The sequence below is a fragment of the Silanimonas sp. genome (assembly GCF_027530345.1).
In the GTDB taxonomy this organism is placed as follows: Bacteria; Pseudomonadota; Gammaproteobacteria; order Xanthomonadales; family Xanthomonadaceae; genus Silanimonas.
Window position 1 is genome coordinate 56,906 of record NZ_JAPZQK010000004.1, and the last position, 20,510, is coordinate 77,415.

Consider the following 20,510-nt stretch of genomic DNA (forward strand, 5'->3'; position numbering starts at 1 on the left):
AGTCCGGGACGAAGGGGCGAAGCGCGACGCGCCGTGGCCGCGTTGGGCGGCCACGGTAGCGCAGGAAAGGTGGGGCGTCCGTGCCCCGAAGGCCCACCGGTGCGCCGGTGGGCCGTCCAAGCGAGGGATCAGGCGCGGCGGATCAGAAGCGGCCGATCCAGTTCAACGTGACGAAGCGGCCCATCGCGTCGTGGTTGAACGTGTCGACCCACGCGCTGGCGCCGAGGGCACGCGGCGGATCGCGGTCGGTGAGGTTCTTCACCTGCAGCGAGACGCGGTGCGTTTCGTTGATGTTCCAGCCCCACGAGGCGTTGAACGTGGTCCACGAGGCCACGCGCGCCGTCGTCGCGATCGCCGCCGGGTCGAAGCGGAAATCGTCGTAGTACGAGCCGGTGTAGCTGGCCCAGAGGGCGGCGTCGAAGTCCTCGCTGGTCCAGTCCAGCGCCACCGTGCCGCGCCACTTCGGATAGCGGTACTCGCCATTCAGCTCGACGAGGCGCTGGCCGCCGACGCAGGCTCCATCGCCGCGCAGCGGTGCGACCTGCGGCGAGCACGATTCCGAGCGCTCGAACGAGAGCACGCGGGTGGCGTCGATCGACAGGTCGAGGCGGCCGCCGAGGAAGTCCTCGGCGAGGCCGTGGTCGATGGCGAGGTCCCAGCCGTTGGTGCGCTGGACGCCGATGTTCTGCAGCGGCGCGAACACTTCGCCGGTCGACACGCGGCCGACACCGCCGCTGGCGGTTTCGATGCCCGGCGCGTTGACCGGACGCGGGCGGCTGCCATCCGCGAAGGTGTAGATCAGCGACGGGTTGGTGAGCGCGGCACGCAGCAGGCCGAAGTAGTCGACGTCGACGGTGTTCTTCTGGTCGAAGTTCCAGTAGTCGATGCTGACGGTGGTGCGTTCCAGCGGCGACCACACCATGCCGGCATTCCACGCCTCCGAAGTCTCCGGCTGGAGATCCGGATTGGCGAGTACCTGGCTCAGGATGGTCGGGCGGCCCGAACGGCTGCCGCACCAGTTGGCGAAGAACTCGCTGCCCGAGGCGCAGGGCAGGGTGAACGAGGCCGCGGTGGTGCCGCTGCCCGCTTGCGCCAGCGACGGTGCGCGGAAGCCGGTGTTCCAGCCGGCGCGGAAGACCAGCGCGTCGCTCGGGCGGAAGCGCAGGCCAACGGACGGATTGAAGTCGCCGCCGAAGTCGGAGTAGTGGTCGTAGCGGCCGGCGAGACGAACGTCGAACGTGTCGGTGAAGGGCAGCAGCGATTCGACGAACACGGCCGACGCATTGCGATCAGCATTCGCCGACTTCGAGCCGAAGCCGAACACGCCGGGCTGGCCGGTGAGGCGGTTCACCTCAGCGAGCGGCGACGGACGGTCGGCGATGTCCTCGCGGCGGCCTTCGAGACCGACGGCCCAGGCGATGTCGCGGTCGCCGATGGCGCCGGCGATGCCGTTGAACTTGAGGTCGGCGCTCAGCGTGGTCGATTCACCGTTGCGCGGCACCGTGTCGCGGAGCAGCCGCATCACGTTGGGATCCTGCGTGGCTTGGCCGCCGAACGGGTTGTACCAGAGGCCGCCCGTGGTCGGCGTACAGGTCGTGGTGCCATCGGCGCAGAGGCGGCCGCGGAGCGCGGCGAGCGTGCGCAGGCGGTTGTAGATGCCACCGCTGGCGATCTGTTCGGACTCGCTGCGGCCGTACCCGACGGCGGCTTCCCAGCCCCAGTCGTCGTTGAGCTCGCCGCGCAGGCCGGCGAGCGCGCGCCAATTCTTCGTCTCCACGTCGATCTGGCGCTCGTCGGGGAAGCGGCCCCAGCCGACGATGTCCTGCGTGGCGCCGAGCCCACCGGCCAGCAGGCGGGTGCGAAGTTCGGCCGGCATGTTCGGGTGGTTGAACGCGATGGTGGCCTGCGACCACGGCGCCGGCGCGCTGGTGGCGAAGCTCTCGTTGCGCTGCAGCTGCACTTCGCTGAAGAAGGCGAGGCTGTCGCCAAGGCGCGCGTTGAACGTGCCGTAGAGGCCGAGCTGCTCGAGCTGCGGGTCGAAGGCGGTGTAGTCGCTGCGGTCGACGGCGCAATAGGCGCCGAGGCTGCCGAGCGGGAAGCCCGGGCGGCCGTCGAAACGCTGGCCCGACGGGCAGCTGGCTTCGACGAAGTCGTCGCGGCTGAAGCTGCCCCAGTTGTAGCTCGGGAAAATGCCCTGCTGCGACGGCACGCGCTCGTTGGCGGTGATCGCGCGGTCGCGGTTGTAGAAGCCGTTGCGGCGGAAGGCGTCGATCACGACCAAGCCTTCGACCGTGTCGGTGCTGAAGCCAGCCAACAGGTTGGCGTTGAGCTTGGCTTCGTCGCCGTCGGCGGTCGAATCGCCGATGCTGACGGCGGTGCGCACGCCGTCGAAGCTCTGGCGCAGCACGACGTTGATGACGCCGGCGACGGCGTCGGCGCCGTAGATGGCCGAGGCGCCGGCGGACAGCACTTCGATGCGCTCGACGGCCGCCATCGGGATGGCGTTGATGTCGACGAAGTTCTCCGAGCGCACGCCGTTCGAGAACGAGCTGGCAGCGACGCGACGGCCGTTGACCAGCGTCAGCGTGGAGCCGGCGCCGAGGCCGCGCAGCGAGGCGCCGGCCATGCCGGCCGGCGAATCGGCCTGCAGCGCGCCGGAGGTGGCGGTGCTGAAGTTGCCGGTGCCGCCACCGGTCTCGGAGATCAGCTTCAGCACGTCGCCGATCGAGGCGAGGCCGAGGCGTTCGATCTTGACCGCGTCGATGACCTGCACCGGCTGCGCTTCGGCGAGATCGACGCCACGCAGGTTGGTGCCGGTGACGGTGACGGCGTCGAGGGTCTTGGCGTCGTCGGTTTCGGCGGCAGGCGACTGGGCCTGCGCGGCAACGGACGTGGCGAGGAGCAGCGCGATCGTGGCGCTGAGAGGCTTCTTGGACAGCATGGCGGTTTCCTCAGGGTCGACGGACGACCGCGCCACGGGCGCAGTCGTCAGGGTCTGGTCTTGGGGCATGGATGGCCCCGATGCACGGCGCCGCCGTCGAACGACGGCAACGCGAACGCAACCTCGCTTCGCGCCATTGCGGCACGAAGGAGCTCAGCCGATGGGATCTACTCGTCCCACCACTCGCTGAGATAGAAAGTCCGGGCGATGTGCCGGATGTGGTTGCGTGGCTTGGGCATTTCGGTGGACCGGAAACGTGCTGCTTTCATACTTTGTTCATTTCCACGCCGTCAAGTGCCGACGGATGAAACCTGCTAAACATCGGCGCCTTCCGTCGCTGATCGGGGTGGTTTCGGACATGGATTCACTGTTTTTGCGCGCTGCTTTGCTGGCCTTCACGGGGATCGGTAGCGTCGCTTGGGCGTCGGTCCCGGCCGACGGGCCGACGCGCAGCCTGCTGCTGGCGGGCGGTGCGCTGGCGGTTTGTTCCGACCTCTCGCCACGTGCGTGCGCGACCGCACCGAGCGACGCGACCCGCGGCCCCGCGCGCTTCCGCGTCGACGACGCTGGCATCGCCCGTGCGCTCGATCCGGCCCTGTGGTCCTTGCCCGGTGCGCCCTCGCGCGACGACGTGGCGGCGATGCTCGCGCAGGGGCAACGCGCTTTGGACGCGACGGGTGGAAACGCTGGGGACGTGTTCGATGCAGCGCGCCTGGAATCGGCATTCGCCGAGGCCTGCCTTGGTGGTGGTTGCGCCGAAACGGACCGCCGCCGGCCGTGGTCGGTGCTGCTGGACGTCGAACGCGCGGCGGTGATGGCCGCGCTGGAAGTGCCCCAGCGCACGGAGGGTGGCGCGCGCCCGCTCGAACGCGCACTGCCGGCGCGCAGCCGCGTGCGCGGCGGTGTCGATGTGCTGCGTGCTTTCGTCGCGGAGGCGCAGGCGCGCACCACGGGACGGCCGAAGATCGCCGTGGTGACGGCCTCGGGCTTCGACCCGATGGATGCGGTGGATTTCTACGTCGACGTGTTCCGCGAGCTCGGCGCCGACGCGGTGTGGTGGCCGGTGGATGCCGCAGCGGCCGCGGCGCGGTTCGAGTCGGGGGATTGCGCGGCGTTGCCGCGACTTCGCGTCGAACGCCTCCGGCTTCCCAACCGCGAGGCCGTGTACCCCGACCTCGCCGATTATCAGCGCGCGCACTGCGCCTCGCAGCCGGCCCTGATGCTGCAGGTGCAGGGCGTTTTCTTCGCCGGGGGTGACCAGTGGCGGCATCGGCAGGCCTTCGTGCGGGCCGATGATTCGCCGAACGACTGGCTGCTGGAACTGCGTCAGGCGCATGCGGAAGGCCGGGTGGTCGTCGGTGGCACCAGCGCGGGAGCGGCCGTGCAGAGTGGCTCGTGGATGCTCGGCAATGGCGATGTCGAAGCTGCCGTGTCGCGCGCCGCACGCGTGGCGCCGCCGCCGGAGCCGGGCTGCACGCGTGGCGGGCGCTGCGGCGGTCTGCCCGAAGATGTGCTGACGCTGTGGCCGGCCGGTGGGCTGCGGCTGGCGGAAGACGCGATCGTCGACACCCACTTCTCGGAGCGCGCGCGCGAGCTGCGACTGTTGATGGCGATGCAGGCCGCCGACGCGCGCTGGGGCTATGGGGCGGACGAGACGTCGGCTCTGCTGTTGCGCGAGCGCGACGGTCGTCGCGAGATCCGCGCGGTGGGTGAATCCGGCGGTTGGGTGATGCGCCGCGATGCGGCGATGCGCGACGAGGTCGAGGCCTGGTACCTCGCGCCGGGCGCCGTGCTGGTGGTCGAGCCCTCGGCCGAGGGTGGCGAGCGCGTCAGCCTCGTCCTCGACGCGGAGGCCTCGCGCGCCACGCGCCAGCGTGTGCCGCTGCCTGACTCCGCGTTCGAGGCGGGGGCGCTGCGCACGGCCGCCCAGCGTCTGGCGTGGCGTTGCGGAACCAGCGTGCAGCTGCCCGCGGCGCCGGGCGTGGCGGAACTCCGTTGCGCGGAGGGGGCGCGAGGTTGGAAGGGAGCGGGCGGCATGCAGGGCGTTGGTCCCCTGCGTCTGCGTTTCGTTCGCGAAGGCATTGCCGTTCCGCGTTGATCGACGGCAAACCGGAGGCGACGGGAATGCCCCATCCTGCATCCTCCCCGGTTCCCTTCGACGGACGCCTGACATGAGCACGATCCGCTACGCCGCTTCGCAACGCTGGATCCACTGGACGGTCGCGGGCCTCGTCGCCGCGGCCTATGCGCTCGCAGAGTTCCGCGGCTGGTTTCCGCGCGGCACGCCGATCCGCAGCGCGATGATGCCCCTGCATTTCTGGGCCGGCATCATCGTGATGCTGCTGCTGTTGCCGCGCTTCGCGCTTCGTGCCCGCCACGGCGTACCGCCCGTCACGCCGCCACTGCCGCGCTGGGAGACGATGCTGGGCAGCCTCACGCACGTCGCGCTCTACGCCTTCCTGCTGGTGCAGCCGATCCTCGGCGTGCTGATCCTGTGGAGCGAAGGTCGCGGCATCCCGGTGCCGTTCACGAGCCTCGCCATCCCGCCGCTGTTCGCGCCGGGCGCGGCCATCGAGGATGTCGCCGAGGACGCGCACAAGCTGCTGGCGAGCGTGTTCTACGGCGTGATCGGCCTGCACGTGCTCGCTGCCGTCTATCATCGCTGGCTCCGCCGCGACGACGTCATGCAGCGGATGCTCTGACGCCGACCCTCGCCGACCATGACCCTGCCGACCGCCGATTTCCGCAGCGACACCGTCACTCGCCCCACGCCGGCCATGCGTGCCGCAATGCTCCACGCCGCCGTAGGCGACGACGTGTACGGCGACGATCCGACGGTGAATGCGCTGCAGTCGCGGCTGGCCGCGGATCTCGGTTTCGAGGCGGGGCTGTTCGTCGCCAGCGGCACGCAGAGCAACCTGATCGCGCTGATGGCGCATTGCCAGCGCGGCGACGAGTACCTCGTCGGCGCCGACGCGCACACCTACAAATACGAAGGCGGCGGCGCGGCGGTGCTGGGCTCGATCCAGCCGCAGCCGATCCCGCAGGCGGCCGACGGCACGCTGCCGCTGGAGGCGGTGGGTGCGGCGATCAAGCCCGACGATCCGCACTTCGCGCGCAGCCGCGTGCTCTGCCTGGAGAACACCTGGCACGGCAAGCCGCTGCCGCTCGCCTACGCCCCGGATGCGCGCGCGCTCTGCGACGAGCGCGGCCTCGCCCTGCATCTCGACGGCGCGCGGCTGTTCAATGCCGCCGTCGCGCAGGGCGTGCCCGTGCGCACGCTGGTCGCGCCCTTCCACAGCGTGTCGGTGTGCCTCTCGAAAGGCCTCGGCGCGCCGGTCGGCTCGGTGCTGCTGGGCAGTGCCGAACTCATCGCCCGCGGCAAGCGCCTGAAGAAGCTGTTGGGCGGCGGCTGGCGCCAGGCCGGCATGCTCGCCGCCGCGGCGCTGCACGCGCTCGACCACCATGTCGAACGCCTCGCCGACGATCATCGCCGCGCCCGCGTTCTCGCCGAAGGACTTGCGGCGATTGCCGGCCTCGCGGTCGAGACGCCGCAGACCAACCTGGTGTTCGTCACCGTGCCGGAGGCCGCGTTGCCGCGACTGCGGGCAACGCTCCATGAGTACGGGATCATCGCCAGCGTCGGCGGCCCGCGCGTGCGCCTCGCCACGCACCTCGACATCGACGATGCCGCCGTCGCGCGCGCCGTGGCGGCGTTCTCGGCGGCGATGCGTTGAATCGCCTTCGGGCCTGACCCGCGCGGCCCTCATCGGGTCGCTTCGCCCGCCGGATCGCGCCAGATCATGTAGATGTCGGCGCGGGCGTAATGGCTTCCCGGCTTCACCCCGGGCTGCTGTTCGAAACCGACCTTCCGGTACATCGCGATGGCCGTCTGCAACTTCCCGTTGGTTTCCAGGAACAGCGTGTGCGCGCCTCGCCGGCGGAACTCGTCGATGGCGGCTTCGATCAGCCGTCGCCCGAGGCCGAGGCCCTGGTGCGCCTCCGTCACCGCCATCTTGGTCAGCTCGTAGACGCCGGGCGCATCGAGCATCAGCGCGCAGGTGCCGACCACCTCATCGCCCACCATCGCGAAGAGGATCGTGCCGCCGGGGTCGACGATGTGCTTTTGCGGATTGGACAGCACCTCATGGTCGAAGGGTTCGATGCGGTAGTACTTCGAAAGCCATTCGGCGTTGAGCCGGTAGAAGTGCGGCTGCAGGTCGGGTGACCACGGCACCAGTCGCACGGCGGCCGAGCCCGCGCTGGCTTCGCGGTAGCGGCGGGCGACGTCGGCGGGAAAGGGGTTTTCGTCGAGGCTGCGCTCGAGCTGGGCGAGCACGGCGAGCACGTCGACGCCGGTGGCGGCGAGTCGTGCCTCCACGCCCGCCCGCATCGCTGCCCAGATCGGCCGCGCCTTCAGGAGTTCGGCTTCGGCCTTGGCGCTCAGTGCGAGCCGACGCTCGCGACGGTCGGCCCCGGGTGCGGTGAGCAGCCATCCGTCGCGCACCAGGCGATTGGCGAGCTGGCTCACGGCCGGATGGGTGAGGCCGAGGCCGCGGGCCAAGGCGCCGATGGTCGACGGCCCCTGCACCTGCAGGGCGCGCAGCAGCGGAAACCAGCGCGACTGCAAGGCAGAGCCGTGCTCACGGTAGGCCGCGTCGACCTGGTCGTACCAGCGCTCGGACAACAGCTTGAGGCGGCTCGACAGCGCCAGTGCGCCCTCGTCCTGGATCAGGCCCATGCGACCTCCGGAAGTGGTTACGTAATACGTAACCTATCGCTGGGGCCGGCGCGCTGCAAGGGCTTGGGCGGCGAGCCGCATCCGGCCTGCGGCGAGGCGCCGCTCACTCGGGCTTCGGCAACCCGTCCACGAGCTCAATGGCGTCGGCGGTGCCGACGAAGGGCAAGCCGGCATCGCCCTGGGCGTAAGTGATCAGGCCGACGTACACCCATTCCGGAAAGCGCGGGGCTCGTCCCGGCAGTAGGCCGTCGCCACCGTAGGCGCGCCATGCATCGGGCGTCACCCCGGGCTGCGGGTTCGGCAATTGCCAGTACGCCCGAAGGCTGCGGTCTTCGAGGCCGACGATGCGCAGATCGGCGCGCCCTTCGGGTGCCACGCCCGCGCCCTCGTCGGTCACGCCCGAGCGTCCGCGGCGGGTGTTCTTGCCTTCCACGGTGAACAGGGTGCGGCCGCGGTGCCCCACCACCAGATGCGCGGACTCGGGCGCCTCCAGATCCGGTGCATGCACCTGCAGGCCGGCGAAGACGTAAGCGTCTGCCGGGCGCGGCGGGGATTGGCTGTCCTTGAGGCTGCCAATGCCCACGTTGCGCACGATCACCTCGAAGGGAAAGCGCAGCGGGCGGGCATCAAGACGACCCTGGTCCTTGTTGAAGTGCAGGGTCTTGTTGTTGGCGTTGTCGCTCAGCTCGGCGCGATAGCGGCCGTCGGCGCGCGCCACGCTGGGCAGCACCTCCGCCCGGGCCGTGGTGTAGCCCTGCAGCGGGCCCTCGCCTTCGAAATCATCGGAGAACGGCTGGCCCGCAGCGTCCTCGGGGAAGGGCGGCGCCGCAGGGGTACAGGCGATGAGCAAGGCACCCAGCAGGGGCGTGGTGATTCGACGGAGAGCGGACTTCATGCGCGGTGGGGGTCCAAGCAAGGGCAAAGGCAGCTATGCGGCCAAACCGTAGCTTCGCAGCAGCGCGTTCGGGTCGGGCTCACGGCCGCGGAAGGCGATGAAGCTCTCCAGCGCCGGGCGCGAACCGCCGACCGCGAGGATCTCGCGGCGGTAGCGCGCACCGGTCGCCGCGTCGAACACTGAACCCGCGGCGGCCGCGGCTTCCTCGAAGGCGCCGAAAGCATCGGCACTCAACACTTCGGCCCACAGGTAGCTGTAGTAGCCGGCCGCATAGCCGCCCGCGAAGATGTGGGTGAACCCGTGCGGGAAGCGATGCCAGGCGGGCGGCGTGATTACCGCCACCTCGGCGCGCACGGCGTCCAGCAGCTCGAGGGTGCGTGGCCCGTGCATCGGGTCGAATTCGAGATGGAGACGGAAGTCGTACAGCGCGAACTCCAACTGGCGGACGAGGAACAGGCCGGCGTGGTAATGGCGCGCGGCGGTCATCTTCGCGAAGAGGTCGTCGGGCAGTGCCTCGCCCGTTTGCCAGTGCCGCGCGAAGCGGTCCAGCGCCTCGCGCTTCCAGCCGAAGTTCTCCATGAACTGGCTGGGCAGTTCGACGGCGTCCCACTCCACGCCATTGATGCCCGACACCGCCGGCCAGCCGATCTCGGTGAGCAGGTGGTGCAGGCCGTGGCCGAACTCGTGGAACAGGGTGATGACGTCGTCGTGCGTGAGCAGGCTTGGGCGGCCCTCGACCGGCGGCGCGGCATTGCAGGTGAGGTAGGCCACCGGGATCTGCCCCGTCAGCCCCAGCCGGGTGCGGCAGACGTCCATCCACGCGCCGCCGCGCTTGCCCTCGCGGGCGTAGTGGTCGAAGTAGACGCCGGCGCGCACCGTGCCGTCGGCGTCGAGCACGTCGAAGTACTGCACGTCGTCGTGCCAGGTCGCCACGTCATGACGCTCGCGGAAGCGCACGCCGAAGACGTCGGTGGCGATGTCGAGTACCCCCTTGAGCACGCTCGGCTGCGCGAAGTAGGGCTTGAGCTGCTCTTCTTCGAAGGCGTAGCGCGCGACGCGCAGCTTCTCGCTGGCCCAGCCGACATCCCAGGGCTGCAGGTCGTGCAGTCCGAGCTCGCTCGCGGCGAAGGCGTGCAGCTCCTCCAGCTCGCGGTGTGCGACCGGCCGCGCCTTGGCGGCGAGCTCGCGGAGGAAGGCGAGCACGCGCTCGGGCGTGCCGGCCATCTTGTCCTCGAGGGATTCGTGCGCCGCGCTCGGGAAGCCGAGCAGCTGCGCGGACTCGTGCCGCAGCGCGAGGATCCTGGCGATGCGTTCCGAATTGTCGAACGTGCCGGCCTGCGGCCCCTGGTCGGAGGCGCGCGTGTTGTAGGCGGTGTACACCGCCTCGCGCAGCGCGCGGTCGTCGGCGTGGGCCAGGATCGCCTGCACCACCGGCCCCTTCAGCGTGGCGAGGAAACCGTCTTTGCCCTTCGCTTTCGCTTGGCCCGCCAACAGATCACGCGCGGAGGGCGGCAGGCCGGCGAGCTGCGCTTCGGCCAGCGGCAGCGTCCATGCCTCGGAGGCGTCGAGCACGGCCTCTTCGAACGCGGTGTCCAGCTTCGAGAGTTCGGTCTGGATCTCGCGGAAGCGCGTGCGCGCCGGCTCCTCCAGCGCGACGCCGGAATTGCGGAAGCCGCGCAGGCTGTCCTCGACCAGCATCCGCTGCGCGCGGTCGAGCGCTTCGAAGCCGGCGCCGTCACGCACGGCCTTCATCGCGTCGTACAGGCCGCGGTGCTGGCCGAGCTCGGTGGTGAATTCGGTGATGTGCTCGTCGGCCTCGGAATACACCTCGCGGAGGGCGGGCGAATCCTTCACGCCGTGCAGGTGCGACACCGGCGACCACGTACGCGAGAGCTTCTCGTCCAGTTGTTCGAGCGGCGCGACGAGCGAATCGAAGTCGCGGGCGGCGGGATCGGCGACGAGCCGTTCGACGGCGGCGCGGTAGTCGGCGAGCACCGCCTCGACGGCGGGCACGACGTGCGCGGGCGTGATGGCGGGGAAGTCCGGCAGCAGGGCCGGGGAGAGCAGGGGGTTGTCGGTGGTTCGCATCGCCCAAGGATAGCGACGATGCTGGCATCGATCACCGCGTAGGATCTCGACGGGCCGTGCGGACGGCATCGCTGCGGGTCGCCGGTGGCGTCGCTCCGGTCGTCACCGGGCCGCCTCCCGCAGCCCGTGGCGCGATCATCGGGACGAACTTCCGGAACGAGACGTAGAACCCTTCCCCGTTGCTCGCGCGGCTGCCGAAACGGGTGTCGCCGTAGTACGTCCCCACGGTCACGTTGCCCCGGGTCGACTCCGCCATGGCGTAGTGGATCTCGTCGCCCGCGCCGCCGCCGCGCGAGATGCCGATCAGATCGCCGCGACCGGAAAAGGACAGGACGACCTCGTCGGCGCCACCTTGGTGTGGCGGCGAATCCAGGCGCTTCAGGACCGGCGCGCCCCGGAAGTGCCCCGCGATGGAGAACACGCCATTGGGGAACACCACGAGCTCGCCGCCTTCGTCGTTCCCGGCGCTTCCCACCGGCAGCGCACCCAGCGTGCGGCCCCGCGAGTCCAGTCGCCACACCATCAGGTCCTTGCTGCCGAAGGAGGTCAGGTGGACCGCTGCGTCGAGTCGTGCGGCGGCATCGAAGCGGCCCAAGGCCGTGACGTTTCCCATCCCATCGATGCCAACGCCGCGGACCGACTGCAGGCCGGTGCCATCGGCGAAGCGGACCCAGGCCTCGCCCGATGCGATGGAGAGCCCCGCGACGTAGCCGTCGGTGGAATCATCGCAGCGGCGCGATGCCCCGAGCATCTGCAGGTCGCCCAAGCATTCGCCGGCGAAGGTGATCATTCCGGCTCCGATGGCCACGGCGCGCACCGACGCCGCGCCGGCGCCTCCCACCTGGTGCGACGACAGCGGGCGGAGGCGATCGTCCAGGACCACGACATAACCTTCATCGCCGCCGGAATGTGGCAGCGCACCGAGGGGTGGAACGCTGATGCCCGAGTTCGCGTTTACCGCGACGGCCACGCGGCCGTCGCGCGCATCCAACTCATTGCCGTAGTCGTCCCCCGTGCCGCCCATCGAGATTGCCGAGACGACCGCCGCCGAGGCGTCGAGTTCGGCGACGAAGGTGTCCATCCGGCCGAAGGCCGGGAGGGTGGGAGTGCCTTCGCCCAATACCCCTGTGAACCCTCCGGTGACGAAGATGCGGCCGTCGTCCGAGACCACGATGTCGGTCGCGACGTCGCTTGCAGCCCCCCCGAGGCCCGCCAGGGCCAAGACCTGTCCGTTGGCGTCGATGCGGGCCACGAAGGCGTCGGATTGACCCCGGCTGGTGATCTGACGCCCGCCGAGGGCGAGCGAGCCGGCATAGCTCCCGGCCACCCACACATCGCCATTGGCCGCCAGAGCGACGCCTCTCGCGACGCCGTTGCCGAACAGCGACCAAGCGTACTCCAGCCCGGGGTCGGCGGGCGTGGTAGGCGTCGACGCGTCGAGCTGCCGGCCGACGAAGAATTCGCTCCAGATGCGCTCTGCGGCACCGGGAAAGTACTGATGGCTGGCGCCAGCGACTTCGGTGAACCACGTCTCGGCGGCGCTGTTCCAGCGCTGGGTCCGATGGGTCACGGACCGACCGTCGATGGTGATCGTCTCCGTCACCGAGACCGGCATCCCGCCGCCGTTGTGAGCGACCCATAAGTCGCGTTGCGCGGCATCCTGGACATTCCGCGGCTGCGGGTTGGAGGTTCCCGTGACCTGCGATTCGCGTTCACCCCGCCACAGCCAGATGTCGACCGGCGCAGCGGGTGTGCAGGGTGCTTCCGACCCGCCGTAGGCGCTCAATCACCCCCCGGACACTGGCGCATAGGCGGCGAACAGGCGAGTGTGGGCGCAAGCCAGGCTACTGGCCATCATCGCGCCATTCGAGAATCCGGTGACGTACACGCGGGTCGCGGCGACGGGCCAGCGCCGGGCCACCTCGCTCGGCAGCGCGGCCAAGAAACCGAGGTCGTCGGGGCTGCTGCCGTCGAAGGCGTAACTGTTCCAGTTGAACCCGTTGGCGCCAGCGCGACGGCTTGCTAGTTTCAACTTCCAAGTGCAACGCCCGAACGTCAAGGTTGGGGCATGCCCAGAACGTACCAGCACCTTTCTGCAGAAGAGCGCGGCGTGATCATGGCGGAGCGTCAGCGGGGCAATTCGATGTCCGCCATCGCCCGACTCCTCGGCCGCGCGCCCTCCACGCTGTCCCGCGAACTGCAGCGCAACGGTGGCGGCAATTATGCAGCGCCGATGGCTGGCGTGGCCTATCGTCTGCGTCGCGTTGGGTGTCGCCGCAGACGGAAGCTCATCGAGGGCACGCCGATTTACGGCTTCGTCCGCGACCACCTGCTGTATCGCCAGTGGTCGCCGGAGCAGATCGCAGGGAAACTGCGCGTCATGCACCCCGACGACCTTGCCTCTCGCGTCAGCCACGAGACGATCTACGCCGCAATCTATGCGCATCCGAAAGGCGCACTGCGGCAGGACATGATCGCCGCGCTGCGGCAGGAAAAGCCTGCTCGTGGTCGCGTGCGACGGACGGCGGCCGGTCGCGGCGGATTGCGCATTCCCGACGGCAGCGGCATCAAGCATCGACCGGAAGAGATCGCGCAGCGACTTCTTCCAGGGCATTGGGAGGGCGATCTGATCAAGGGCGCCTTCAACCGGTCGGCGGTCGGTACGCTGGTCGAGCGCAAAACGCGCTTCGTGGTGTTGTGCCGGATGGACGATTGCAGCGCCGATTCGGCATTGGCGAGCTTCACGCGGCAGATGAAAAAATTGCCGGCGTTTCTTCGGGAAAGCCTGACCTACGATCGCGGCAGCGAGATGGCGAAGCATGCCGAGTTGGCGCGTCGCTTGAACATCGACATCTGGTTCGCTGATCCGTACTCGCCTTGGAAGCGCGGGAGCAACGAGAACACGAACGGACTGCTGCGGCAGTACCTGCCAAAAGGCGCCGATCTGTCGGGCGTGTCGCAGACGCTATTAAGCGACATCGCCAGACAGCTCAACGGCCGCCCGCGGAAGACTTTGGGATGGAAGACGCCAGAAGAAGCGCTTGGCGAGGAAATCGAACTCTTTCAACAACGCGTTGCACTTGATTCTTGAGCCTGAGCTTCCATCCGGCGAAATCACCATCACGCGATGGCGATCGGAGACGTCCAGCCATCCGGAGCTGCGCAGGAAGGCGTCCCCGTTGCTGCCGAAGGGATGCAGGGCAAGCACCAGCGGCAAGGGCGTCTGCCCATCCCAGCCATCGGGGGTCGCGACCCGGAAGGTGCGTTCGACGCCACCGACGGTCCACGTCTCGGCCTCGACCCGCGCAGCGACGACCGGATCGGCCAATGGCAGCGACAAGACCGCCAGCATCCACACCAAGAAGTGCCTCGAAAGGGCCATGGCCCACCTTGCTGATGCCCGACTCCCACCCACCAACGCACCACGGGCTTGGGCGTTGACGGCGGAACTGCGTCGGGCCGCCGGAAGTCCCCCGGGGTCTACCGCCAGATTGAGTGCGGCAGGCGCAGGTCCAAGGCCCGGCCCGGGGCGCATTCCGGGGAGAAGTACGAGCCGGAGAGGCCACCGACCTCGGCCCGCTGGGCATAGCTCTCCCGGTAGTAGCGACGGGCGTGGTCGAGCGCCAGCGGCGCGGGAACACCCAGCAGCTCGGCCATGCGCCGGTTGTACTGCACCGCGTGGCACTCGGTGACCCGCTCGTCGAGCAAGCCGCGCACGTGCATCACCTCATGGGTGAACAGGTTCAGGCTCTGGATACCGCGCTGGTCGGCGCTCGCCGGGTCATCGAGGTAATCGCGCAGCGTCGAGCACCACGGTTTCTGCAGCACGATCTCCCCGGTCGCAAGGTTGGCGTGCCCGGCGGCCAGCGCGTTCGGGTCGAGCATCGTGTCGAAGAGGGTATTGCAGTGGACCGACACCGGCCTGCCCTCCGTCAACACGCGCGCCCGTGATTCGAGGAAGCGCTCGAAGCGCCACGTGGACACCGGGGGCCAGGCGAAGCCGATGGCGATCGCACTCACGAGAAGCAGGTAGGGCGGATGGATGGGCTGCGGGTGGTCGCGGTTCCAGGGCGAAAGCAGCTCGCGGATCGCGAGGCAGGCGAAGGTCAATGAAAGCGCGAGCCACAGCATCCGGGTCTATCCAGTGATGACGTCAGGTGGCGACCTCAGCGCGTAGGGATGATCCCGTTCGCGCGACGGGGGATGCTCAGCAGCTACCCGCATCCCACTCCCACTCGCCAAAGGCATTGGTTCGACGCTGGGCCTGAACGCGCATTTGTCGGCCATCGTCATAATCATTACCGGCGCCAAGGCGCCGAGAGACGTGAGGATTCAGAACGCCTGTGACTGCTCACGAGCTTTCGCGGCTTGTTGCGCTTGATCCTGTGCATTCTGCTCGGCCTGCATCGCGGAGAAGGCTTCTTCATCGACAAAACTGAGGAAGGTCGTGGTGCTCGGCCATCCGCGTGACACGCGGATGCTCATGCCATCGTCGCGCTCCCAACGGAAAACAACGTCACCCACCTGAACGTTGCCATCCACCCAAGTGGGTTCGCCGTATTTCTGCGTCACCAGATCGGCCACACGTTGCACCTGTTGCGTATCCATGAAGGAACTGAAGGTGTATTCGGCAAACGCAAACGTTTCGGTGGCATCCACGTAGCCCACCTCGAACGCTGAAGCACCTTGCAGTACCCCACGCGGATCGTAGGTATCGGTCCAGAAGTTGTCGTTTTCACGTTTGGCGCGCATGCCGCCCTGTTTGATGGCTGTGCGAAGCGCGGAGCGCGGAGCGCGGAGCTCCCTTGAGCGTGATGTCAAACAGCTGCAGCGGCGGCAAAGTCGATTCGGGTTCCTCGACGGGTTCAGGCGCGGCATCGACCGTCTTAGCGCCGCTCTCAACTGCGCTGGAATCGCCGGCAGTGGTTGGCTCAGACGGACTGCAAGCCGCCACAAGGAAACTCAGGATACAAACGTTAAACAGCAGCACACGGGGCATGCGGACACATTCCTTTGCGTGAAATCGGCGCATAGTCTAGTCACGCAATGTTCACGAAGCGTTATGAGTGTCGTTATGCCCTGTCTTTAGCGTCGCGCCCTGCACATCCAGCATGGGGCACGCCGAGCGCCGGGACTCGGCGCTGGGCAACCTGCCGTTCGCATACGCACCGTCAAGCCCCAAGCACCAGACAGCCTTCAGCGCCGCTCGCGGTGATGCCAGACGCGAAGAATCACCAGCGCCTCGGCGGTGGGAACGTAACGGACGACATAGGCGTCGAAAGCAAAGTGACGGACTTGCAGTGGTGCGGCCGTCTTCACTTCACGGCCCATCGCAGGGAAATCCGCAAGGCGTTCAATGCGCGCAATCAGCGCGTTGACGATGCGCAGTGCGGCGCCGGGGCTGTGCTCGGCGATGAACACCCTCAGGCGATCAAGATCGGCCAGTGCACGGGCCGAATAGATCAGCTTCACGGGCCGGGCTTCGGTGCCGGAAGCTCATCCGCGGTGCCCCAGGAGCGCATCCAGCGATGTACAGCCTCACCGTCCACCACCCGCCCGGCGGCGACATCCTCGATCGCTTCCAGCGTGTCTGCCCACAGGGCATCGTCCGCGGCGCGCTTGGCCACGTACTCGCGCACAGCCTCGTTGATCACCCAGTTCCGGCTGCGCTGCAGCTTCTCGCTGATGGCCGCGAGGCCGGTTTCGACATCCGGCTGAAGGCGAACGCTGGTCACGGTCATGGCGGGGGTCCCGAACAACTGGATGCAATGTACTACACTGTAGCTGACCCGCATCTGCCACGCCTATCCGGGCCGCTCAGCGCGTCAGGACATCCAGCACCCGCTTCATCAGCCCCGAGTAAGGCTGGTCGAAGAGGAACATGCCGTTCAACCGCGCCTGCCGCATCACCGGCATGGCCTTGCTGAAGGTCAGGAAGCCCTGATGGCCGTGGTAGTGGCCCATGCCCGAGGCGCCAACGCCGCCGATCGGCAGCTCGTGCTGGCCGAACTGGATCAGGGTGTCGTTGACGCACACGCTGCCGGCGACGACGGTGTCGAGCGTGCGCTCGAGGCGCGCGCGGTCGCGGTCGAAGGGATAGAACGCCAGCGGCCGGTCGCGGCCGAGGATGTAGGCGAGCGCCTCGTCATGCGTGCGGTAGCCCTTCACCGGCAGCAGGGGGCCGAAGATCTCCTCCTGCATCACGCGGGCGTCGTCCGGCGGATCGATCAGCACCGTCGGCGGGATGATCTCGCCCGGCGCGGCGCTGCCGTCATCCGGCGCGTGTTGGCGGATGGCGACGCCGCGCTGCTTCGCGTCGTCCAACCACTCGCGCAGGCGCTGCGACTGCCGCGGGTTGATCACGCAGGTGAGGTCGGCGTTGTCGCCCAGCGTCGGCAGCCGCTTGGCCACGGCGGCGAAGAAGAGATCGATGAAGGCCTCGCGCTGCGCTTCCGGCACCAGCACGTAGTCGGGTGCCACGCAGGTCTGGCCGGCGTTGAACAGCTTGCCGGTAGCGATGCGCTCGGCGGCCAGCGCGAGGTCGAAGCCGGGCGCGATCAGCGCCGGCGACTTGCCGCCGAGTTCCAGCGTGACCGGCGTCAGGTTCCGCGCGGCGGCGGCCATCACCTTGCGGCCCACGGCGGTGCTGCCGGTGAACAGCAGATGGTCGAAAGGCAGGGCGGTGAAGGCAGCACCGACCTCGGCGCCGCCTTCGACCACGGTGACGCGCTCCGGCGGGAACACCGCGGCGCAGAGTTCGCGGATCAGCGCGCTGGTACGCGGCGTGAACTCGCTGGGCTTGATCATCACGTGGTTGCCCGCGGCGATCGCGTCGACGAGCGGGATGATCGCCAGCTGGAAGGGGTAGTTCCACGGGGCGACGATGCCGACCACGCCGAGCGGCAGGTAGCGGATCTCGCCGCGCGCGGGCAGGAACAGCAGGTTGATCGGCGCACGCTTCGGCTTCATCCACGAGCGCAAATGCTTGCGGACGTGCTTGATCTCTTCGAGCGTCACCATGACATCGGCGGCCAGCGTTTCGACACTCGCACGGCGGCCGAAATCGGCATTGATCGCCTCGACGATGGCCTCGCGCTTCGCCTTGATGGCCGCGGCGAGATGGTCGAGGTCGGTACGGCGCTGGGCGAAATCGGGGCGCCGCTTCAGCCATGCCGCGCGCAGGGTCGCGAGGCTGGTGGCGAGCGAGGCCGGCGTGTGGGCCGGGGCCTGGGCGGGTTCGCGGCTGTCCATGGGCGTGTTCCGGCTGGTGCGGCGGTCAAGGTTCGCAGTCTACGCTCCCCCCCCGTGGACGGCGTGCTAGCGTCCACACTCCCCCGGCGCCTCCTTCGTTGAACTTGGAGTGCCCGCGATGCCTGCTCCTGCTTGTCGTGCCGCCTTGTCCTTGGCCCTTATCGCCGCCGCGATCGCTACCGCGCGCCCGGTGCAGGCCGATCCGTCGCTCGACGCCGCCATCGCCGCCATCGAGCCGAAGGTGGTCGCGTGGCGTCGCGACATCCACCAGCATCCCGAGCTGGGCAACCGCGAGTTCCGCACGTCGGCGCTCGTCGCCGAGCACCTCAAAGGGCTCGGGTTCGACGTGAAAACGGGTGTCGCGCACACCGGCGTGGTCGGCACCCTGGTGGGCGGCAAGCCCGGCCCGGTGATTGCGCTGCGCGCCGACATGGATGCGTTGCCCGTGACCGAGCGCGTCGACCTGCCCTACGCCTCGAAGGTGCGCAGCACCTACAACGGCCAGGACGTGGGCGTGATGCATGCCTGCGGCCACGACGCGCACGTGGCCATCCTGATGGGTGTGGCCGAAGTGCTCGCGGCACGCCGCGATTCGATTCCCGGCACGATCAAGTTCTTCTTCCAGCCGGCCGAGGAAGGCCCGCCCGCCGGCGAGGAGGGCGGTGCCGAGCTGATGGTGAGGGAAGGCGTGATGCAGAACCCGAAGGTCGAGGCGGTGTTCGGCCTGCACGTCAATTCCGTCCTGCCGGTCGGCCACGTGGCCTATCGTCCCGGCGGCACGATGGCCAGCGCCGAGTCGTTCCGCATCGTCATCAAGGGCAAGCAGGCGCACGGTGCCTATCCGTGGAGCAGCGTCGATCCGATCGTCACCGCCACGCAGGTGGTGATGGGGTTGCAGACCATCGTCAGCCGCAACGTCGAGCTCACGGAGGGCGCCGCCGTGGTGTCGGTGGGCCGCATCACCGGTGGCGTGCGCGCCAACATCATCCCCGAGCAGGTGGAACTCGAGGGCACGCTGCGCGCCCTCAACGACGACACTCGTGCCCTGCTGCGCGAGCGCGTGCGCGCCGTCGCCACCCAGATCGCGGGGGCCATGGGTGCGACAGCCGAAGTGACGGTGCCCGACGGCGTGGCCTATCCGGTCACCTTCAACGATCCCGAGCTCACCGCGCGGATGCTGCCCAGCCTGCAGCGCGCCGCCGGAGCCGAGAACGTGGTGCTGCGCCCGGCCGTCACCGGCGCCGAGGACTTCTCGTTCTTCGCGCAGGAAGCGCCGGGGCTGTTCGTCTTCCTCGGCGGCCGCGACCCCGCCATGCCGGCAGCGCAGGCGCCCGGCCACCACACGCCGGAATTCCAGATCGACGACCGCGGTCTCGACCTCGGCGTGCGGGTGATGGCGGGGCTGGCGCTCGATTATCTCGGCGGCGACGCGGTCGCCGCACCGTGAAGCCGGCTGCCGGCGCCTCGCGCCGACGCGATCAGCGGAACGCCGACCAGCCCTGCGCGGTGTAGAGCAGCAGCTGGTCGGAAACAAAGCCGGGCTGGTCGCGGAACTTCGCGCACATCTCGCGCAGCGCGACGATGCCTTCCGGAGAATCGGCGTCGCAGAACATGCACAGGTCGCGCGCGGGGATGGCCACCACCGCGCCGTTCGGGCAGTCGTTGCGCAGCACGGCCTTCCAGATCTCGTCGACGAGGACCAGCGACGACTCGTGTTCGCCATCGAGGAGGAAGCCGAGGTAGGGCGGATGGTCGACCTGCCGCAGCTGGCCCGGGCGCTTCACGATGGCCATCAGATTCTGCAATGCCTTGCGATGCAGGCCGTCACGGGTGAGGCCGGATTTCTCCCGCGCCTGCTCGTCGACGTAGAGCCAGTTGTCGCCGTTGTCCATCCGGTAGACGACCACGAAGTGCCCGAGCGTGGCGCGCGCCACCGGCCCCGAGGCCTTCAGCATCGTCTGGAAGTCGGCTTCGCTCATGCCCTCCGGACGGGGAATGCCCGGCGTCATCGACAGCGCCGCGCCCTCGGCGACGGCGGTGCCGAGCACCGCGCGCACGGCGGGGAAGGCCTTCTCCGGCATCGGTGAGGGCGTCGCGGGGGTGCCCGTGGCCGCGGCCGCCGCCGCTGGTACCCGCTGTGGCGTGGCCGCCGGAGCCGGCGCTGCAGCAGGCCGCTGTGCCGCCAGTCGTGCGCCGCGCTCGACGCGCGTGATCGCTTCCGCATTCGCCGACGCGGCATTGCGCGACAGCCACCACACGCCTCCCGTGGCGAGCGCGCAGAAGCCGGGCACAAAGGTCGCGATCATCGCCGGATACTTCGCCAGCGCCGGCAGTTCGATGGCCGCGGCGCCGCGGCTGATGGCGTACAGCCCGATCAGGAAGCCCCCGAACCAGCCGACGATGCCGATGCCGGGCGAGCTGAGGGCGAAGCCCGCGAGGGCCGTCATGGCGAAGCCGAACGCCACCAGCAAGGGGAGTTGTGCGGCGGCGATGTCGGCGGACTGGGCGTGGAGCTGGTCGAGCTCGGCGTCGTGGTTCATTGGGGGCACGGGGGGCGGCAGGCGAAGCGGGCATCTGAGCAAAGCGCCCTTCAC

The 20,510-nt window shown here is 69.0% G+C and carries 17 protein-coding genes; 5 read left to right on the plus strand and 12 right to left on the minus strand.

What is annotated here, in order from left to right; translation table 11 throughout:
* Nucleotides 1–142 precede the first annotated feature (142 nt).
* On the minus strand, nt 143–2,941 hold the full coding sequence (locus O9255_RS02310; RefSeq protein WP_297865213.1) for a TonB-dependent receptor: 2,799 nt from the start codon (nt 2,939–2,941) through the stop codon (nt 143–145).
* A gap of 358 nt (nt 2,942–3,299) precedes the next feature.
* Between O9255_RS02310 and O9255_RS02315 the strand changes: the two genes are divergently transcribed.
* The 3 genes from O9255_RS02315 to ltaE all read left to right on the plus strand — a co-directional run bounded on the left by O9255_RS02315 (nt 3,300) and on the right by ltaE (nt 6,678).
* Nucleotides 3,300–5,039 carry a hypothetical protein gene (locus O9255_RS02315; protein WP_297865214.1) on the plus strand — a complete coding sequence of 580 codons (1,740 nt, stop codon included), beginning with the start codon at nt 3,300–3,302 and terminating at the stop codon, nt 5,037–5,039.
* 73 nt (nt 5,040–5,112) lie between these two features.
* Nucleotides 5,113–5,643, plus strand: a complete 531-nt coding sequence (locus O9255_RS02320) for a cytochrome b (protein WP_297865215.1) — start codon at nt 5,113–5,115, stop codon at nt 5,641–5,643.
* An 18-nt stretch (nt 5,644–5,661) separates the two neighbouring features.
* Nucleotides 5,662–6,678 carry a low-specificity L-threonine aldolase gene (gene ltaE, locus O9255_RS02325; RefSeq protein WP_297865216.1) on the plus strand — a complete coding sequence of 339 codons (1,017 nt, stop codon included), beginning with the start codon at nt 5,662–5,664 and terminating at the stop codon, nt 6,676–6,678.
* A gap of 29 nt (nt 6,679–6,707) precedes the next feature.
* Here the strand turns inward: ltaE and O9255_RS02330 are convergent, their stop codons facing one another.
* The 5 genes from O9255_RS02330 to O9255_RS02350 all read right to left on the minus strand — a co-directional run bounded on the left by O9255_RS02330 (nt 6,708) and on the right by O9255_RS02350 (nt 12,697).
* Nucleotides 6,708–7,682 (minus strand): helix-turn-helix domain-containing GNAT family N-acetyltransferase, encoded by a 975-nt coding sequence (locus O9255_RS02330; protein WP_297865217.1) that lies wholly within the window; start codon nt 7,680–7,682, stop codon nt 6,708–6,710.
* 103 nt (nt 7,683–7,785) lie between these two features.
* Nucleotides 7,786–8,577, minus strand: a complete 792-nt coding sequence (locus O9255_RS02335) for a hypothetical protein (protein ID WP_297865218.1) — start codon at nt 8,575–8,577, stop codon at nt 7,786–7,788.
* A gap of 33 nt (nt 8,578–8,610) precedes the next feature.
* Nucleotides 8,611–10,665, minus strand: a complete 2,055-nt coding sequence (locus tag O9255_RS02340; protein WP_297865219.1) for a M3 family metallopeptidase — start codon at nt 10,663–10,665, stop codon at nt 8,611–8,613.
* Nucleotides 10,666–10,696: 31 nt separating this feature from the next.
* On the minus strand, nt 10,697–12,451 hold the full coding sequence (locus O9255_RS02345) for a hypothetical protein (protein WP_297865220.1): 1,755 nt from the start codon (nt 12,449–12,451) through the stop codon (nt 10,697–10,699).
* The gene (locus O9255_RS02350; RefSeq protein WP_297865221.1) at nt 12,452–12,697 is read right to left on the minus strand and encodes a PHB depolymerase family esterase; all 246 of its coding nucleotides are present in this window, start codon (nt 12,695–12,697) and stop codon (nt 12,452–12,454) included.
* A 36-nt stretch (nt 12,698–12,733) separates the two neighbouring features.
* On the opposite strand from O9255_RS02350, the gene O9255_RS02355 reads away from it, so the two are divergent.
* Nucleotides 12,734–13,756 (plus strand): IS30 family transposase, encoded by a 1,023-nt coding sequence (locus tag O9255_RS02355; RefSeq protein WP_297865222.1) that lies wholly within the window; start codon nt 12,734–12,736, stop codon nt 13,754–13,756.
* Between the two features lie 389 nt (nt 13,757–14,145).
* Here the strand turns inward: O9255_RS02355 and O9255_RS02360 are convergent, their stop codons facing one another.
* The 5 genes from O9255_RS02360 to O9255_RS02380 form a co-directional block, all read right to left on the minus strand.
* On the minus strand, nt 14,146–14,796 hold the full coding sequence (locus O9255_RS02360; RefSeq protein ID WP_297865223.1) for a hypothetical protein: 651 nt from the start codon (nt 14,794–14,796) through the stop codon (nt 14,146–14,148).
* A 201-nt stretch (nt 14,797–14,997) separates the two neighbouring features.
* Nucleotides 14,998–15,417: a hypothetical protein gene (locus tag O9255_RS02365; RefSeq protein ID WP_297865224.1), complete on the minus strand. Its 420-nt coding sequence runs from the start codon at nt 15,415–15,417 to the stop codon at nt 14,998–15,000.
* Nucleotides 15,418–15,861: 444 nt separating this feature from the next.
* The gene (locus tag O9255_RS02370; RefSeq protein ID WP_297865225.1) at nt 15,862–16,137 is read right to left on the minus strand and encodes a type II toxin-antitoxin system RelE/ParE family toxin; all 276 of its coding nucleotides are present in this window, start codon (nt 16,135–16,137) and stop codon (nt 15,862–15,864) included.
* Nucleotides 16,134–16,406, minus strand: a complete 273-nt coding sequence (locus O9255_RS02375) for a ribbon-helix-helix protein, CopG family (RefSeq protein ID WP_297865226.1) — start codon at nt 16,404–16,406, stop codon at nt 16,134–16,136. Before O9255_RS02375 ends, O9255_RS02370 begins: the two co-directional genes overlap by 4 nt.
* Nucleotides 16,407–16,482: 76 nt before the next feature.
* Nucleotides 16,483–17,916 carry a coniferyl aldehyde dehydrogenase gene (locus O9255_RS02380; RefSeq protein ID WP_297865227.1) on the minus strand — a complete coding sequence of 478 codons (1,434 nt, stop codon included), beginning with the start codon at nt 17,914–17,916 and terminating at the stop codon, nt 16,483–16,485.
* A gap of 118 nt (nt 17,917–18,034) precedes the next feature.
* Here O9255_RS02380 and O9255_RS02385 point away from each other — a divergent pair, with 118 nt between their 5' ends.
* Nucleotides 18,035–19,363, plus strand: coding sequence for an amidohydrolase (locus tag O9255_RS02385; protein WP_297865228.1), 1,329 nt, complete (start codon nt 18,035–18,037; stop codon nt 19,361–19,363).
* A 31-nt stretch (nt 19,364–19,394) separates the two neighbouring features.
* Here O9255_RS02385 and O9255_RS02390 read toward each other — a convergent pair whose 3' ends face one another.
* Nucleotides 19,395–20,456, minus strand: a complete 1,062-nt coding sequence (locus tag O9255_RS02390) for a hypothetical protein (protein ID WP_297865229.1) — start codon at nt 20,454–20,456, stop codon at nt 19,395–19,397.
* Between the last annotated feature and the right edge of the window lie 54 nt (nt 20,457–20,510).